General features: G+C 73.0%; 16 protein-coding genes and 1 pseudogene. 8 read left to right on the top strand and 9 right to left on the bottom strand.

Annotation, left to right across the window (positions count from 1 at the left end; all coding sequences use genetic code 11):
• Nucleotides 1-454: pseudogene (locus tag HCN51_RS02805) on the top strand (acetate kinase); the annotation flags it as partial.
• Here the strand turns inward: HCN51_RS02805 and HCN51_RS02800 are convergent.
• The 3 genes from HCN51_RS02800 to HCN51_RS02790 all read right to left on the bottom strand — a co-directional run bounded on the left by HCN51_RS02800 (nt 455) and on the right by HCN51_RS02790 (nt 2,784).
• Nucleotides 455-1,453 (bottom strand): PAS domain-containing sensor histidine kinase, encoded by a 999-nt coding sequence (locus tag HCN51_RS02800; RefSeq protein WP_240972312.1) that lies wholly within the window; start codon nt 1,451-1,453, stop codon nt 455-457.
• A 172-nt stretch (nt 1,454-1,625) separates the two neighbouring features.
• Nucleotides 1,626-2,045 carry an ATP-binding protein gene (locus HCN51_RS02795; protein ID WP_168006327.1) on the bottom strand — a complete coding sequence of 140 codons (420 nt, stop codon included), beginning with the start codon at nt 2,043-2,045 and terminating at the stop codon, nt 1,626-1,628.
• A 94-nt stretch (nt 2,046-2,139) separates the two neighbouring features.
• Nucleotides 2,140-2,784, bottom strand: a complete 645-nt coding sequence (locus HCN51_RS02790) for a response regulator transcription factor (protein ID WP_168006325.1) — start codon at nt 2,782-2,784, stop codon at nt 2,140-2,142.
• Nucleotides 2,785-3,296: 512 nt separating this feature from the next.
• On the opposite strand from HCN51_RS02790, the gene HCN51_RS02785 reads away from it, so the two are divergent.
• The 4 genes from HCN51_RS02785 (at nt 3,297) to HCN51_RS58875 (ending at nt 7,632) form a co-directional block, all read left to right on the top strand.
• Nucleotides 3,297-3,779, top strand: a complete 483-nt coding sequence (locus tag HCN51_RS02785; RefSeq protein WP_080040457.1) for a cation:proton antiporter regulatory subunit — start codon at nt 3,297-3,299, stop codon at nt 3,777-3,779.
• Nucleotides 3,780-3,787: 8 nt separating this feature from the next.
• Nucleotides 3,788-4,948, top strand: coding sequence for a cation:proton antiporter domain-containing protein (locus HCN51_RS02780; protein WP_168006323.1), 1,161 nt, complete (start codon nt 3,788-3,790; stop codon nt 4,946-4,948).
• Between the two features lie 28 nt (nt 4,949-4,976).
• Complete coding sequence (locus HCN51_RS02775) at nt 4,977-5,594, top strand: pentapeptide repeat-containing protein (protein ID WP_168006321.1); 618 nt, start codon at nt 4,977-4,979, stop codon at nt 5,592-5,594.
• A 133-nt stretch (nt 5,595-5,727) separates the two neighbouring features.
• Nucleotides 5,728-7,632, top strand: coding sequence for a hypothetical protein (locus HCN51_RS58875; RefSeq protein ID WP_168006320.1), 1,905 nt, complete (start codon nt 5,728-5,730; stop codon nt 7,630-7,632).
• Between the two features lie 196 nt (nt 7,633-7,828).
• On the opposite strand, the gene HCN51_RS02765 is transcribed toward HCN51_RS58875, so the two are convergent.
• A complete protein-coding gene (locus tag HCN51_RS02765; protein ID WP_168006318.1) occupies nt 7,829-8,686 on the bottom strand; it encodes an MmyB family transcriptional regulator in 858 nt (285 codons plus the stop codon).
• A 103-nt stretch (nt 8,687-8,789) separates the two neighbouring features.
• Here HCN51_RS02765 and HCN51_RS02760 point away from each other — a divergent pair, with 103 nt between their 5' ends.
• On the top strand, nt 8,790-9,389 hold the full coding sequence (locus HCN51_RS02760; protein ID WP_168006316.1) for an NADPH-dependent FMN reductase: 600 nt from the start codon (nt 8,790-8,792) through the stop codon (nt 9,387-9,389).
• A complete protein-coding gene (locus tag HCN51_RS02755; protein WP_168006480.1) occupies nt 9,389-10,381 on the top strand; it encodes an aldo/keto reductase in 993 nt (330 codons plus the stop codon). The genes HCN51_RS02760 and HCN51_RS02755 overlap by 1 nt, the downstream gene beginning before the upstream one ends.
• Nucleotides 10,382-10,421: 40 nt before the next feature.
• Here HCN51_RS02755 and HCN51_RS02750 read toward each other — a convergent pair whose 3' ends face one another.
• The 3 genes from HCN51_RS02750 to HCN51_RS02740 form a co-directional block, all read right to left on the bottom strand.
• Complete coding sequence (locus tag HCN51_RS02750; RefSeq protein WP_168006314.1) at nt 10,422-11,423, bottom strand: hypothetical protein; 1,002 nt, start codon at nt 11,421-11,423, stop codon at nt 10,422-10,424.
• A complete protein-coding gene (locus tag HCN51_RS02745) occupies nt 11,413-12,030 on the bottom strand; it encodes a copper resistance CopC family protein (protein WP_168006312.1) in 618 nt (205 codons plus the stop codon). The genes HCN51_RS02750 and HCN51_RS02745 overlap by 11 nt, the downstream gene beginning before the upstream one ends.
• Nucleotides 12,031-12,156: 126 nt before the next feature.
• Nucleotides 12,157-12,696 (bottom strand): hypothetical protein, encoded by a 540-nt coding sequence (locus HCN51_RS02740; RefSeq protein ID WP_168006310.1) that lies wholly within the window; start codon nt 12,694-12,696, stop codon nt 12,157-12,159.
• Between the two features lie 182 nt (nt 12,697-12,878).
• Between HCN51_RS02740 and HCN51_RS02735 the strand changes: the two genes are divergently transcribed.
• On the top strand, nt 12,879-13,169 hold the full coding sequence (locus HCN51_RS02735; protein ID WP_168006308.1) for a hypothetical protein: 291 nt from the start codon (nt 12,879-12,881) through the stop codon (nt 13,167-13,169).
• Here the strand turns inward: HCN51_RS02735 and HCN51_RS02730 are convergent.
• Both HCN51_RS02730 and HCN51_RS02725 read right to left on the bottom strand, forming a co-directional pair.
• Complete coding sequence (locus HCN51_RS02730) at nt 13,159-14,196, bottom strand: fatty acid desaturase family protein (RefSeq protein WP_346433508.1); 1,038 nt, start codon at nt 14,194-14,196, stop codon at nt 13,159-13,161. The two genes, HCN51_RS02735 and HCN51_RS02730, sit on opposite strands and share 11 nt — an antisense overlap.
• A gap of 227 nt (nt 14,197-14,423) precedes the next feature.
• Nucleotides 14,424-15,599: an FAD-dependent monooxygenase gene (locus HCN51_RS02725; RefSeq protein WP_168006306.1), complete on the bottom strand. Its 1,176-nt coding sequence runs from the start codon at nt 15,597-15,599 to the stop codon at nt 14,424-14,426.
• Between the last annotated feature and the right edge of the window lies 1 nt (nt 15,600).

Here is a 15,600-nt window from a genome sequence, read left to right as displayed (position 1 = left end):
GGACCCGGGGCTGGCGGGGTACCTCGCCCGCGTGCGAGGGCTGGACGCCGGGCACGTCGAGGACGCGCTCGGTCACCAGGGCGGGCTGCTCGCCCTCGCCGGGACCGGCGACATGCGGGAGGTCCGCGCGCGTGACGGCGCGGAGGCGCGGCTGGCGCTGCGCATCTACACGCGGCGCATCCGCAAGTACGTCGGCGCCTCCTACGCGCTGCTCGGCCGGGTGGACGCGATCGTCTTCACCGGCGGGGTGGGCGAGCACGACGCCGCCACCCGCGCCGAGTCGCTGGCCGGGCTGGAGCGGCTCGGCATCACCGTGGACGCCGCGCTCAACGAGGCCGACGCGACCGGGGAGCGGGCGGTGTCCCCGCCCGATGCCGAGGTGCCCGTCCTGGTCGTCCCCACCGACGAGGAGTGGGAGATCGCCCGCCAGGCCCTGGCCCTGATCGACGCCTGATCAGGCGGGGGCGACGGCGGGGACCCAGAACTCCACCGTCGTGCCGGCGCCCGGCGGGCCGTCGATGCTCCACCACCCGCCGGCCGCCTCCGCCCGCTCCCGCATCTCGGCCAGCCCGTAGTGCATCGACTCGCCGTCCTTGACGGTCAGGCCGGCGCCGTCGTCGCGGACGCGGACGTGCACGCCGCGATCGCGCGAGGCCAGCTCCACGCGCACGTGCTCCGCCCCCGCGTGCTTGCGGACGTTCGTCAGCGCCTCCTGGCAGATGCGGTAGACGATCACGGCGGCCTCGTACGGCGGCTCGGCGTCCAGCTCGTGGGCCAGCTCGAAGGCCACGCCGTCGGCCGGCATGGTCTCGCGCAGGTAGGCGGTCAGGCTCGCCACCAGGCCGTCGCCCGGCGGGTGCAGCTCGAAGGCCAGCTCGCGCAGCCGGCGGACGGCGTCGTCCACGAGGGAGTCGAGCGCCTGGACCACGCCGGCGTACTCGTCGGGCAGCTCACGCCCCCACATCCGCAGCCGCATCCCGACGGTCACCATGGACTGGATCGTGTCGTCGTGCACGCCGGAGGCGATGCGTTTGCGCTCGCGCTCCTGCGCCTGGACCAGACGTGACAGGAGCTGGCCGCGCTCGTCCAAAGCTCTGGCCATGCTGCGCCGCTCGGTCAGGTCGCTCGTCACCTTGCCGAACCCGCGCAGCCCGCCCGACGCGTCGTACAGGGCGGTGATGACGACGCTGGCCCAGAAGCGGGTGCCGTCCTTGCGCACCCGCCAGCCCTCCTCCTCCCAGCGGCCCTCGGCGGCCGCCTCCCGCAGACCCGTGGCGGGCTTGCCCGCCGCCACGGCCTCGGGCGGGTAGAAGACGGAGAAATGGGTGCCGATGATCTCGCCGGCGGTGTATCCCTTGATACGTTCGGCGCCGTCGTTCCAGCTGACGATCACGCCGTCGGGGTCGAGCATGAAGATGGCGTAGTCACGGATGCTCTGAACGAGCAGCCGCATATCCTCCTGCGGTTGGTCATGCTCGGGCATATTGCAGCCTTGCACGACATGACCGCAGAGCCAAACCCGATCTACGTAGAGCGACGGGCCCTGCTCGCGGTCTCCCTCCCGCCTCGCATGGCGCGGCCCGTGTCGGACCTCACGCCTCGGACGGCGTCGCCTGGATCGGACCTCACGCTTCGGACGGCGTCACCTGGATCGGGGCGAACCGGGCGGCCAGCTCGCACCACACCACCTTGCCGCTCTCCGCGGGCGAGATGCCCCAGCCCGTCGACAGCAGCCTGACCACGTGCAACCCCCAGCCGCTCGCCGGGCCGGGCTCGCGGGTCTCCGGCAGCGCCACCCCGGCGTCGCCCACCTCGATCCGCACCTGGGCCGCGCTCGCCCGCACTCTCAGCGACGGCGGGCCGTCGCCGTGCACGAGCGCGTTCGTCACCAGCTCCGAGACCACCAGCAGGACGTCCTCATGACGCCCCTGATAGCCGCACTCCCGCAGGACCGTTCCCGCCAGGCGGCGCGCCACCGTGATACTGCCCATTTCCTTGGGCAGCCGGGTGTCCACCTGGTAACGCTCGGCCTCCTCACTTTCCACGCCTCTACTCTCGGGGAGTCGCCTGGCAGGTCACGAGACGCAAGCGCTTCAGGCCCCATGGTGCACTTGTGGGACCCGGGCTAGTGCAAATGCGTCAATCCAGCAATCCGTCGCGGCGCGCCAGCGCCACCGCCTCCAGCTTCGAGCGGGCGCCCAGCTTCTCCAGCACGTGCTGGACGTGGTTGCGCGCGGTGTTGCGGGCCACGCCCATGCGGTCGCTGATCTCGTACGTGCTCGCGCCCTCCGCCAGGAGCAGCAGCGTCTCGCGCTCGCGAGCGGTCAGCGCGGAACCCACATGCCCCGCCCGGCCGGTCAGCCGGTCCAGCACGCCCGGGAGCAGCCCCGGCGCGAACACCACACCACCCGCCGCCACCTCGCGCACCGCCGTCTCCAGCTCACCCAGCCTGGACGACTTCACCACCAGCCCGGCCCCACCGGCGGCCACGACCCTCGCGGCCACGGACGCGGTCGCCTCGCCGGTCAGCACCAGCACCCGCGCCCCGGGCGCCGCCACCGCGAACCGCCCGATCGCCGCCACCCCGTCACCATCCGGCAGCCGGCGGTCCAGCACGATCACATCGGGCCGGCACCGGCCGGCGTCGGCCAGCGCGGCGGCGATGGTGCCCGACTGCGCCACCACCTCGATGTCGGGCGTCCTGCCCAGCGCCAGGCCGATGGCCTCCGCGACCATGGCGTGATCTTCCACGAGAACCAGCCGGATCGGAGGGGCGGTCGGCATGGTGCAATGTCCTTTTGGTGGTCGCTCACTCTGCCGGGGACGCCCGCGCCGCCACCTTGTTCCACCGGCCGCGGCGCCTGGCAGGCCCTTACGGGCAGTCTCGCACGTAGGTTACGCCTTGCGCAGGCAACCCCACACCAGCCCCACCCGAACCCACCGCCCACCTCACCGCCGCACCGGCCGCCGGGGCGCTGGCCGCCCGGGGCGCGGGCACGGCGAGTGCGGACACGGACCGACGCGACGCGGCACGGCGGGCGGGACGCAGGACCAGAGCACTTGGGACCGTCCCACACGTGCAGCCCCCGCTGCCGCACCGGCCGCCGGGGCGCAGACCGCTCGGGGCGCAGGCGGGCGCGGCGCGGGCAGGCGGCGCGCGGTGCGCTTTTGCCTCGAAGGACCTCGGCCATCACCCGACGCAAGATCCGGCATGGCGCGTCATTGGCGCAGACCAGAGCGGGGTATGAGATTGGTAGGGTTGTCCGGAAATATGCGGATCTGGACGGGTGGGATAGGTGGAGGTCGAACAAACAGCACTGCCGGGAATCGGGCTACGACACGATTTCACCACCCGCAAAGGACAACGGGTAGGCGTCGTGTCCCACCGCACCGGCCGCCGGGACCTGGTCATCTACGACAAGGAGGACCCGGACGCCGTCTGCCAGACGGTCAAGCTCAACGACGAGGAGGCCGACGCCCTGGCCGAGCTCCTGGGCGCCCCCCGCATCGTGGCCCGGCTCAACGCGCTGCACGAGCAGGTCGAGGGCCTGGTCAGCGTGCAGCTTCCCATCCCGGCCGGCTCCCCCTACGCGGGCCGCCCCATGGGGGAGGCGCGCGTGCGTACCCGTACCAGCGCATCCATCGTCGCGGTGGTGCGCGCCGGGCAGGTCTTCGCCAGCCCGGGGCCGGACTTCCCGTTCAGCGCCGGTGACGTCGTGGTCGTCGTGGGCAGCGAGGAGAGCACCGCCGAGGTGGCCGACATCCTGGCGAACGGGTAGGGCCGCGGGTGCACCATACCGCGGTCGTTTTTCTGGAGTTCGGTGCTGTCCTCCTCGGTCTTGGAATTCTCGGCGCGCTGGCGTTGCGCGTCGGCATCTCGCCCATCCCGCTCTACCTGATCGCGGGCCTGGCGTTCGGGACCGGCGGCGTGCTGCCGCTGGCCACCAGCGACGAGTTCCTCGGGATCGGCTCGGAGCTGGGCGTGGTGCTGCTGCTGCTCACGCTCGGTCTCGAGTACAACGCCGACGAGCTGGTCAAGAGCCTGGCGGGCAACGCCCGCGCGGGCATCGTGGACCTGGTGCTCAACGCCGCCCCGGGCGCCGTCTGCGCGTTGCTGCTCGGCTGGGGCCCCGTGGCGGCCGTCGCGATGGCCGGCGTCACCTACGCCACCTCCTCCGGCATCACCGCCAAGGTGCTGTCCGACCTGGGGTGGATCGGTAACAGGGAGACGCCGACGGTGCTGTCGCTGCTGGTGTTCGAGGACCTGACGATGGCGATCTACCTGCCGGTCCTGACGACCCTGCTGGCGGGGCTCAGCTTCGTGCAGGGCGCCATCTCGGTGGGCATCGCGCTGCTGACGGTGAGCGTGGTGCTGGTCGTGGCGCTGCGGTTCGGACGGTTCATCGAGGCGTTCGTCTCCAGCCCCAACTCCGAGGTGCTGCTGCTCAAGGTCGTCGGCCTGGCCCTGCTGGTGGCCGGGCTGGCCCAGCAGCTCCAGGTGTCGGCGGCGGTGGGCGCGTTCCTGGTCGGCATCGCGCTGTCGGGCGAGCTGGCCGAGGACGCGCAGGCGCTGCTGGCGCCGCTGCGCGACCTGTTCGCGGCGGTGTTCTTCGTCTTCTTCGGCCTGCAGACCGACCCGGCGAAGATCCTGCCGGTGGCCGGGCTGGCCGCGCTGCTGGCCGTGGTCAGCATGATCACCAAGATCCTGACCGGCATGTACGCGGCCCGGCGCGCCGGCATCGCCAAGGCCGGCCAGGCGCGGGCGGGCATCGCGCTCATCCCGCGCGGCGAGTTCAACATCGTCATCGCGGGCCTGGCGGTCGGCGCGGGCGTGCACCCCGATCTGGGCGCCCTGGCGGCGGCGTACGTGCTCATCCTGGCGGCGTTCGGCCCCCTGGCGGCCAAGCTGGTGCAGCCGGTCATCACCTCCATCGCCAAGCGCGCGTAGGGGCGGCCGGATCCGCTAGTTTGTTCGCATGGCAGAGCGCAGGTACGGCGTCCCGGCGCCGCCGACGGAGACCACCATCAGATCGGCCGACTGGGACGGCAGGGAGCTCTCGCACGAGAGCCACCACCGCGTGCTGTTCCAGGACGTCGACATGACCGAGGTCGCCGACCACGGCTCCTCGTTCGAGGAGTGCCAGTTCAGGAACGTGCGGTTCAACGTGTCGGTGCACGAGGACGCCCGCTTCCTCAACTGCACGTTCTCGCGCTGCTCGTTCTTCGACGCCACGTTCAGGAGCTGCAAGCTGACCGGCAGCATGTTCGACGGCTGCACGTTCGGGCTGCTGAAGGTGGAGGGCGGCGACTGGTCCTACGTCGGGCTGCCCGGCGCCGACCTGCGCGGCAGCGCCTTCCAGGGCACCCGGCTGCGCGAGGCCGACCTGACCGGGGCCAAGCTGGAGGGCGCCAAGCTGCGGCGGTCCGACCTGTCGGGGGCGTGGCTGCACGGGGCCGACCTGTCGCGGTGCGACCTGCGGGGCAGCGACCTGAGCACGCTCGATCCGCGCGAGGCGACGCTCAAGGGGGCGATCATCGACGCGGTCCAGGCGACGGTGGTGGCGGGCACGCTCGGCTTCGACGTACGCGCGTAGGCGACGCGCAACTGGCGTGCGGCGGACGCGCGGACGTGCGGACGACGTGTGGCGGACGTGCGGACGTGTGGCGGGCGTGCGGGCGTGCCGGCCTGCGGGCGTGCCAGCGTCGCGAGTGGAGCAGGATGGGCTTGTGCCGAACGCCGAACTCACCGACGCCGAGCAGGCCCTGGCCGTCGCCGTCCGCCGCGGCCACGACGTGGACCTGCGCTCGGGCGACCCCGCCCACGACTCCCCCGCCAACGCCACCGCCTGGGGCCCCGAGCGGGGCGTGCGGGCGGAGGTGCTGGCGGAGCTGCTGCTCGGCGAGTACACCGACCCGAAGGAGAAGCCGGCCCTGCGCCTGTCGGGGGCGCGCGTCACCGGCCGCTTACATCTCGCGTTCGGCGAGGTCGACCTGCCGGTCACCTTCCGCGACTGCGTCTTCGACGAGGCCCCCGACCTCTACCAGGCCCGCACCCGCTTCCTCAGCTTCACCGGCTGCGCCCTGCCCGGCCTGGTCGCCTCGAACCTCCAGGTCGAGGGCGACCTGCGGCTGACCGGCTGCCACGTCACCGGCGAGGTGCGCCTGCGCAGCGCCCGCGTCAGCAGCAACTTCTCGCTGAACGGCGCGCGCCTGGAGTGCCCGGGCGGCACCGCGCTCAACGCCGAGCACCTCGACGTCGGCAGCAACCTGCTGGCCCGCGACGGGTTCTCCGGCGACGGCGAGATCATCCTCACCGCGGCCAGGATCGGCGCCGCGGTGAACCTCGAAGGCGCCCGCCTGCGCGCCCCCGGCGGGCTGGCGTTCGGCGGCTCGAACCTGGTCGCCCAGGTGGGACTGTTCGCGCGGCGGATGGAGGTGGAGGGCGAGTTCTCGCTGCGGTTCGCGCGCGTCTCGGGCCCGCTCACGCTGCGGCAGTCCACCCTGCGCAACCCGGGCGGCCTGGCCCTGCACGGTGGCGGGCTGAACGCCGAGAGCGGCCTGTACCTGTCGCGGATCGAGACCGAGGGCGTCGTCTGGCTGGAGGGCGCCTCCGTCGGCCGCACGCTCACCCTCGACGGCGCCCGCCTGCGCGCCCCCGGCGAGGTGGCCCTGCGCGGTGACCGCCTGACCGTGGACGGCGCGCTGCTGGCCCGCGACGGCATGTCCGCCGAGGGCGAGATCAGCCTCACCGACGCCTCGGTGACCGGCCCCGCGCACTTCAAGGGCGCCACCCTGGCCAACCCGGGCGGCACGGCCCTGTCGGCCAACGGCCTTACGGTCGGCAAGGTGCTCAACCTCTGCGAGGGCTTCTCGGCGCGCGGCCGGATCCGGCTGACGTACGCGCAGATCGGCAGCCGCCTCTGCTTCGACGGCGCCACGCTGGAGGCGCCCGGCGGCATCGCGCTCACCTGCCGCCGCCTGGAGGTGCGGGAGCTGGCCATGCGCACCGCCAAGCCGGTGCGGGGCACGGTCGACCTGCGGCACGCGCGCGTCGGGGCGCTGCAGGACGATCCCCGCGACTGGCCGGACGAGCTGTGCATGGACGGGCTGTCGTACGAGGTGCTGGAGCCGATGTTGCCGGCCGCGGAGCGCCTGGACTGGCTGCGCCGCGACCCCGACGGCTACCTGCCGAACGCCTACGAGCAGCTCGCCGCGATGTACCGGCGGCTGGGCAGCGAGGGCGACGCCCGCGCCACGCTCCTGGCCGGGCAACGGCAGCGGCGCGGCACCCTGCCCGGGTACGCCCGCTTCTGGGGCCATCTGCAGGACGTCACCGTCGGCTACGGCTTCCACCCGCTGCGGGCGGCCGGATGGCTGGTGGCGCTGCTGGCCGTGGGCACGGTGGTGTTCGGGGTGGCCGAGCCGCCGCCGCTGAAGCGCGGGGAGGCGCCGGAGTTCAACCCGTTCGTCTACAGTCTCGACCTGCTGCTGCCGATCATCGACTTCGGGCAGGAGAAGGCGTTCAACCCGGGCGGGGGCACGCAGTGGCTGGCGTACGGGCTGATCGCGGCGGGCTGGGTGCTGGCCACGACGATCGCCGCCGGCCTGACCCGCACCCTGCGCCGCGCCTGACAGCACGCCGCGCCGCGTCTGACCCCGCGTGCTCACAGCAGCAGGTTGACGACGATCGTCAGCACCACCGACAGGACCAGCGATATGAGGATCATCGCCAGGCAGCCCATCCACCCGCCCAGCGGCCTGACCTCCCCGTTTCCCCACCTCATACCGGCCCGCTACCCGGGCCGGCGCCCTCCAAGCGGGGCCGGGCTCAGGCGCTGACGGCGCGCAGCGCGCCGGGGTGTCGGCCGGTGAGGCGGTCGAGGGCGGCGGCCGTGGCGGGGTCGGCGGGCAGGTAGACGAGGATGCGCTGGTCGTCGCCCAGAAGGTCGAGCGGCTCCCTGGCCAGCCGCAGCTCGCCGGCCCCCGGATGCGCCATGCGCTGCACGGGCGCCAGGCGGGGCGGCCCGGTGGAGGCGGCCATGCGCGCGGTGAACGCCTCGCCCGCCGCGAACGTGAGCACGTCGATCAGCTCCCCCGCCCACGGGTCGTCGGGCCCGGCCTCGTACTTGAGTGCGGCGGCTCGCTCGTCGGCCGCTTTGTCCCAGTCGGGGAAGGCGATCCTGGCGCGGACGTCGGTGAAGACGTAGCGGGTCAGGTTGGGCGTCTCGTCGTCGAGCAGGCCGATGGGGCCGAAGAGCCGCTCGAAGCCGGTGGTGCGGGCGATCACCTCGCCCAGCCGGTTGAACAGCGCGGCGGGCGCGGGCTCCAGCCGTTCGAGCAGGGCGCGCACGGCCGGGCGTACGACGCGGGCGGGCGCCTGCGAGGCGGCCGGGCACAGCGCGACGCCGCCGCTGGTCACCTTGGCGAGGTGGCGCAGGTGCATGCGCTCGTCGGGCGTCAGGCGCAGGGCGTCGGCCAGCGACACGAGCACCTGCACGGACGGGTTGCGGTCGCGGCCCTGCTCCAGCCTGGTCAGGTATTCGACGCTCACCCCCGCCACCGTGGCCAGCTCGGAGCGGCGCAGCCCCGGCGTGCGCCGCCGGCCGCCGCCGGGCAGGCCGACGTCGGCGGGCTTGAGTGCCTCACGGCGGGAGCGCAGGTAGGCGCCCAGCTCGTTCTCGCTCACGGCCCCGAGTCTACGGACAGGCGGGCGCGGTTATCGTGGCCCTGCCGGGGCCAGTCTGGGCACGGCCTTTCTCGGCGGGCGGCGGTTCGGCAGGCTGACGGCCATGACGAAGATGAAGTTGGCGGTGATCTCGGGCAGCCTCCGTGAGGGACGTTACGGGCCGGGCATCGCGCGGTGGTTCAGCGAGCAGGCGAGCACGCACGGATTGTTCGACCTGGACGTCATCGACCCGGCCGACACGCCCCTGCCCGCGGCGCTGCCGCTCTCGCCGGTGGAGCTGGCCGACGTGTCCGGCCGGCCGGAGGAGCTGCGGCACCTGGCGGACCGGCTGGAGCGGGCCGACGCGTTCGCGGTGGTGACGCCCGAGTACAACCACAGTTTCCCCGCCGCTCTCAAGCACCTCATCGACTGGCACCTGACGCAGTGGCAGGCCAAGCCCGTGGCGCTGATCTCGTACGGCGGGCAGGGCGGCGGGATCCGCGCGGCCGAGCACCTGCGGCAGGTGTTCGGCGAACTGCACGCGGTGCCGATCCGCAACTGGATCAGCTTCGACCAGCACTGGACCCGCTTCGACACCGACGGCCGGCTCATCCGCGACGTGGAGGGCGCCGAGGCCGCCGCCAAGGCCCTGCTCGACCAGCTCGGCTGGTGGAGCACGGCGCTGCGCCGGGCCCGGCTCGCCGTCCCCTACCAGGCGGCATGATGCGGTACCGGCTGCTGGGCCGTACCGGCCTGAGGGTGTCGGAGCTGTTCCTCGGCGCGATGACCTACCGCGAGGCCACGCCGGAGGTGCGGCGCGTGTTCGGCCTGTACGCCGAGTCCGGCGGCAACGTCGTGGACACCGCCTCCATGTACGGCGACAGCGAGGACGTCGTCGGCGAGCTGCTCCAGGGCCGCCGCGACCGCTTCGTGCTGGCCACCAAATACACGCCCACCCGCGACCGCACCGACCTCAACGCGGCCGGCAACCACCGCAAGAACCTCGTCCTGTCGCTGGAGCGGAGCCTGCGGCGGCTGCGCACCGACTACATCGACCTGCTCTGGGTGCACGTGTGGGACCGGCACACCCCGATCGAGGAGACGATGCGGGCGCTGGACGACGTGGTCCGGTCGGGGAAGGTGCTGTACGTGGGCATCTCGGACGCGCCGGCGTGGGTGGTGAGCCGGGCCGACACGCTGGCGGAGTGGCGAGGGTGGACGCCGTTCGCGGGCTTGCAGGTGCCGTACAGCCTGCTGCGGCGCGACATCGAGCGGGAGCTGCTGCCGATGGCGCGGGCCCTCGGCATCAGCGTGGCGGCGTGGGGGGTGCTCGCGCACGGCGTCCTGTCCGGCCGGTACGCCTCCCCCGGCGCTCCCGCCGGGCGCGTGTCGCCCGAGTCGATCAGCGAGCGGGACCGGGCCGGGGTGCGCGTCGTGCTGGAGGTGGCGGGCGAGCTGGGGGTCACGGCCGCGCGGCTCGCGATCGCGTGGGCGCTGCGGCGCGGCGTGCATCCCATCCTCGGGACGAGCGGCGCCGAGCAGCTCAAGGACGACCTGGGCGCCTGCGACCTGGCGCGGGAGCTGCCGGAGGAGGTGATGCGGCGGCTGGAGTCGGCCGTGGACTTCGACCTGGGCTTCCCGGGCGACTTCGTCGGCGCGGCGGACCGCAGCCCGGACATCTACGGCGACGCCCTCCCCCTCCTCGACGGCCGCTGACCCCGCCGGCGCTCACCGGTGAATGCGCGGCGGGGGACGGTCAGCAGAGGGCCATGGCGGTCTGCCAGAGGCCCGGGAGGGCCGCGAGGACGCGGTCGCCGCGGCGGCGGCGGTCGGTGAACGTCTGCGCGCCCAGGTCCGCCAGCAGCTCGTGGAACTCCTCCTCGTACCGCACGGGCACCCCGGCCGCCGCCTGCTTGGCCAGGCAGCGGGCGTACGTGGCCACCAGCCAGAAGACGGCCTCCCGGTGCAGGCCCTGCTCGATGAGCTCCATGGTGCCGTCGATGGCGACCGGCCGGGCGGCGGCGGAGATGTCGGAGTCGAACCGGTAGCCGGGCGCCCGTACGGCGGCGGCCGCGTCGAACGCCTTGGCCAGCGCCGCCAGGTGCTGCCGCACCCGGGCGGCGTCGAGGTCCGCGCAGCCGAGCAGGTCGAGCAGGCTCTCGTGGAAGTCGAGCCGCCCGTGCTCGGCGAGCAGCTCGCGCACGGCCGCGTACCGGCGGCGGACCGTGGGGTTGCGCAGCCCGGCCACCAGCAGCACGTGCGCGGTCACCCCCGTGCCGAACAGCCAGCCGCTGACCTGGTCGGGCAGCGGCGCGCTCTCGTCCACGCCGTTGATCCAGCCGCGCACCCGGTCCATGGCGTTGGTGCAGCGGGCGAGGATCCAGGGGCGTTCGGCGAAGTCGCGGGAGACGATCCGCTGCAGCTCGGTGAGCCGCCCGGACGGGTCGGCCAGCACGCACGGCAGGTGGAAGCTGCCCGCCAGGTGGTAGTCGCTCAGCACCTCGTGCGGGGAGCCGGGCGGGGTGGTGGTGGAGACCTCCAGCAGCACCCCTTTGTACGGAAATTTCCCGACGTGGTGGATGCGGGCGGCCGTCTCCTCGACCACCATGACGTCCACGTCGGACGTCGGCGGCAGCTCCTCACCCGGGTCGGCCCACAACGCCGACCCGGTCAGGAACGCCCCGCCGAACCCGGGCAGCCCGGCGCCCTCTTCCCGCACCCACTCCTGTGCGATCTGCCTGGCCTGTTCAATCCGCATCCACTTCCTCCCGATCGGGCCTCCGGCGCGCGCTCCTGAACAGCACGAACGCGCCCAGCACCACCAGCGCCGCCAGCCCGGCCCAGATCCAGCCGGGCACCCCGGCCGGCTCCGAGGCCGACCGCGCGCCCGCTGCCGAAGGCTGGGCCGCCCCCGTGGCGGGGGCCGCGCTGGACGGCGCTACGGACGCCTCACCCGTGGGCGAGGCCGACGCCGAAGATGATCCTTTCACGCTGAAGGGAATTTCGCCCTCAATGGGATGTCCGTCGGAGGAAACGACACGCCAGGCGATCGCGTACGAGCCGGGCGCGAGCGGCTGGGGCACGTCGGCGGTCACGAGCGGCCCGTCCAGTCGCGGCTCGCCGAGCGCGACCTCCTTCCCGGCCGCGTCGTGCAGGACGACGAACGGGAACTTGACGCTCGCGCTGTACTCCAGCTCGATCTTCTCGACGGAGGAGACCTCCGCGTCTTTCGCGGGCGAGCTGCGCTTGAGCGAGTCGTGGGCATAGGCGGGCGAAGCGGGCAGAGCGAGCAGCAGGGCGAGGAGGGACAGCACGCCGAGCACGGCTGTGGCGCTCTTGGCGCCCTGGCGTGGCGAGGTGGTCATGACAGGTCTCCAGAACGATCTTCCGGACGACCGGGCCCGAGGCGCCGGGCGTCCGGACACGGGCAAGGGCGAAGGCAGCGGCGTCGCCGCACGTGGTGACGCCGGGCCGAAGAGTGCGGAGGAGCGTCAGTGACGCGCCGTCGCGGGCGGCCCTCGCCTGGTGATCGCGCCGGAGACCGTCCGGCCGGGGGTGATGCCGGGGCAGGGGGTGAACGGCCGCCACCGGAGCGGCGGCGCCCCAGTCCCCTCTTCGACGGGCGCGGTGACGAGCAGCCGTACGGCCGGGCGCGGCGCCCCGTACAGACGGATCATCAGCCACAACGCGCTCTCGCCGCGATGCAGCCACCACGCCGTCAGCCCCGCCACCACGAGGTGGACGAGCACCATGCCGGGCGCGGGATGGCCGTGGCCCGGCTCGGCAGCGGGGCCGGGCGCGAGCCGTTCGAAGAGCTGGTGGAGCACCATCTGGGTGCTGACGGTGGCGGTCAGGACGGCGGCGGGGCCGCGTTCGCGCCCGTCGATCAGGTACGCCAGCCCGAGCGCGGCCAGCACCCCGGCCAGGCAGACCTGGAACGGCACCGGCCCTCCCCCGGCCAGCGCGTGCCCGCCCGCCGACACGGCGCCGCAGACCGTCGCGAACACGACGGCCCGCCACAACCGCAGCACCGCGGACGCCGCCGGAACCCGCGACCGCCCGAGAAGCCGCCCGGAAAGCGGCCCGGAAGGCGGCCCGGAAGGCGGCCCCCAGGGGCGCGCGATGATCGGCGGGATGGACACAGCCGCCATCTTTTCACAAGGTTCCTGGCCCGCTGAGGTTCGGAACGCGCGTGTGAGGGCAGCGGACTTCGATGGACATCGCCACGAGCGCCGGCCAGGACCTGGAAAGCGCGGTCCGCCGGGAGCTGATGGACGCGGGCTTCACCGTCGAACCGTCGCTGATGTCCGCCGATGGCGGGCTCGGAGTCTGGCACGACCCCACGCGTGGGGTGGTCGTCACCTGGGGTACCTCGGCCGACCAGCTCGTCCGGCACGCGACCATCCGCTCAGCGGTCCTGCTCGCGTTGCGGACGGTCCTGGTCGAGGCGGGCCATCAGGTCAGGGAGGACTTCAACGGGCTGGAGCTGGTCGTCACGTCCTGACCTCGCGCAGCGGCCGGCCCACCTCGTGCAGGTGGCGCAGCGCCTGCCCCCATGATTCCAGCAGCCCGCACTCGACGTAGTCGACGCCGAGCGAGGCGCAGTAGTCGCGCACGATGGGCTGGGCCTTGCGCAGGTTGGCGGTGGGCATGCTGGGGAACAGGTGATGCTCGATCTGGAAGTTCAGGCCGCCGAGCGCGGTGTTGACCAGGCGCCCGCCGCGTACGTTGCGGGAGGTGAGCACCTGCTTGCGCAGGAAGTCCAGCTCGTCCTCGGCGGTCAGGACGGGCATGCCCTTGTGGTTGGGCGCGAACGTGCAGCCGAGGTAGACGCCGTAGCACGCCTGGTGGACGGCGAGGAACAGCAGCGCCTTCGGCAGGGGCAGCACCAGGAACACCGCCCCCAGGTAGGCCAGCACGTGGGCCGACAGCAGCGCCGCTTCGGTGCCGCGGCTCTTGAGTGACTTCCTGCGCAGGGCGCGGAAGCTCGACACCTTCAGGTTCACGCCTTCGAGCGTGAGCAGGGGGAAGAACAGGAACGCCTGCCAGCGGCCGATGAACCTGGGCAGCCCCTCGCTGGCCTCGGCCTGCCGGCGTGACCAGATGAGGATGTCGGGCGCGACGTCGGGGTCGTGCTCCTCGTGGTTGGGGTTGGCGTGGTGGCGGGTGTGCTTGTCCATCCACCAGCCGTAGCTGAGCCCGACGGCCAGGTTGCCGGCGACCAGCCCGGCGATCCTGCTGACGCGCCGGGAGCGGGAGATCTGCCCATGCGCGAGGTCGTGGGCCAGCAGGGTGACCTGGGCGAAGGCGATCGCCATCAGGACGGCGAGGCCGAGCTGCCACCAGGAGTCGCCGAGCGCGGCGAAGGCCGCCCACGTGCCCGCGAACAGGGCGGCCACCAGGCTGATCCGCAGCGCGTAGTAGCCGGGGCGCTTGTCGAGCAGCCCGGCTTCCGCGATGCGCCGCGAGAGGCGGGCGAAGTCGCTGCCTCGTCGCGGCGGGGCCGGGTGGGAGGTCTCTGCCACAGTCACGTCGTTCGTCTCCGATGCCGAGGAGTAGGTGATCGCTCCTCAGCATCGCGACAAAGGGTGGCCTGGCGGACCCCCGCTGTCACCCGTCCTGACGGTAGGGCGAGCCCTACCATCGAGCGCCGCGGGACGCCCCCGCCGCCTGGGATCGGGCCGGCCCATCGCACTCAGCGTGGCACTGGACGACGACTCTCACCTGGTGGGGAATGGCGGGCGGCGGGGACGCCGGCTCAGGCGAGCTGCAGGGCGGGCGGCTGCTCCGACACCGGCTCCGGCACCGGCTCCGGTACCTGCTCCGGTACTGCGGCCGTCCCGTGAACGTGCAGGTCCGGGCGGAAGGCCGCCAGGTACGCCTCCCGGTCGCGGAAGGTGGAGGCCAGCGCGTCGCCGTAGTCGATGAGCTGGCGGTGGGCGTGCCTGCGCGGCTCGTAGCGGGCGTGCAGCAGCCGGTCGAGCAGCTCCGGATCGTCCCCGGCCGCGCAGATGACCTCCGCGAGGATCTCGGCGTCGTGCAGCGTGTAGCTCATGCCCATGCCGGTCATGGGGTGGCAGGCGAACGCGGCCGAGCCGAGCAGGGCGGCGTTGCCCTTGTGGTACGCCGCCACCCGCAGGCTCGACACCTTGATCCGCTGCCAGGTGGCGGGCTGCAGGAAGTCGAACGCGTCCGAGCTGTCGGTCACGAACTTCTTCAGCTCGTCGAGCAGGGCCGGGATGCCGTCCTGGAAGATCTCCTTGTCGTCCTCGGGCGGCAGGCCGACGAACACGCGGGCCTGGTCCCTGTTGATCGGATAGAGGTAGGTGAGCCAGCCCTCGGAGCTGAAGTAGAGCCGGTTGAGCTGGGCGACGCTGGCGCTGAGCGGCACGGTCGCCACCCGCATCAGCAACCGCTCGTACGGCATCGTCATCTGCTCGATGCCCAGCGCCTGGCGCACGGCCGACTTGGTGCCGTCGGCGCCGATCACCGCCCCGGCCCGCAACCTCCTTCCGTCATCGAGCACAAGCTCCTCCACCGCGCCCTCGCCGACCGCGATGTCCGCGATGCCGGCGTCGAACCAGAACTCGACGCCCTGCATCGCGCAGGAGGTGTAGATGAGCTCGACCAGCTCCCGGTACGGGCGGACGAGGAACCCGCCACCGGGGAAACGGCATTCCTGGATGGGGTCGCCATCGTGGTAGTAGCGGATGGTGTCGCGTCGCAGGCCATGGCGTTCGACGAGGTCGGCGAGCCCGTGCCGGGCCAGCACCCGCAAGCCGGGGGGCTTGAGGAAGTCGGCGCCCGCGCTCGGGACGGACGGTCCCTGCTCGATGACGACGACGTGCCGGCCGCGGCGACCCAGCAGTAAGGCCAGGAAGCAGCCGCCGAGTCCGGCGCCGACGATGGCTACGTCGCACGATGTGGTTGCCATG

This window comes from Nonomuraea composti, assembly GCF_012034275.1.
GTDB lineage: Bacteria > Actinomycetota > Actinomycetes > Streptosporangiales > Streptosporangiaceae > Nonomuraea > Nonomuraea composti.
The sequence above is the reverse complement of the archived record's forward strand: the minus strand, read 5'-3'. Positions and strand labels throughout refer to the sequence as shown.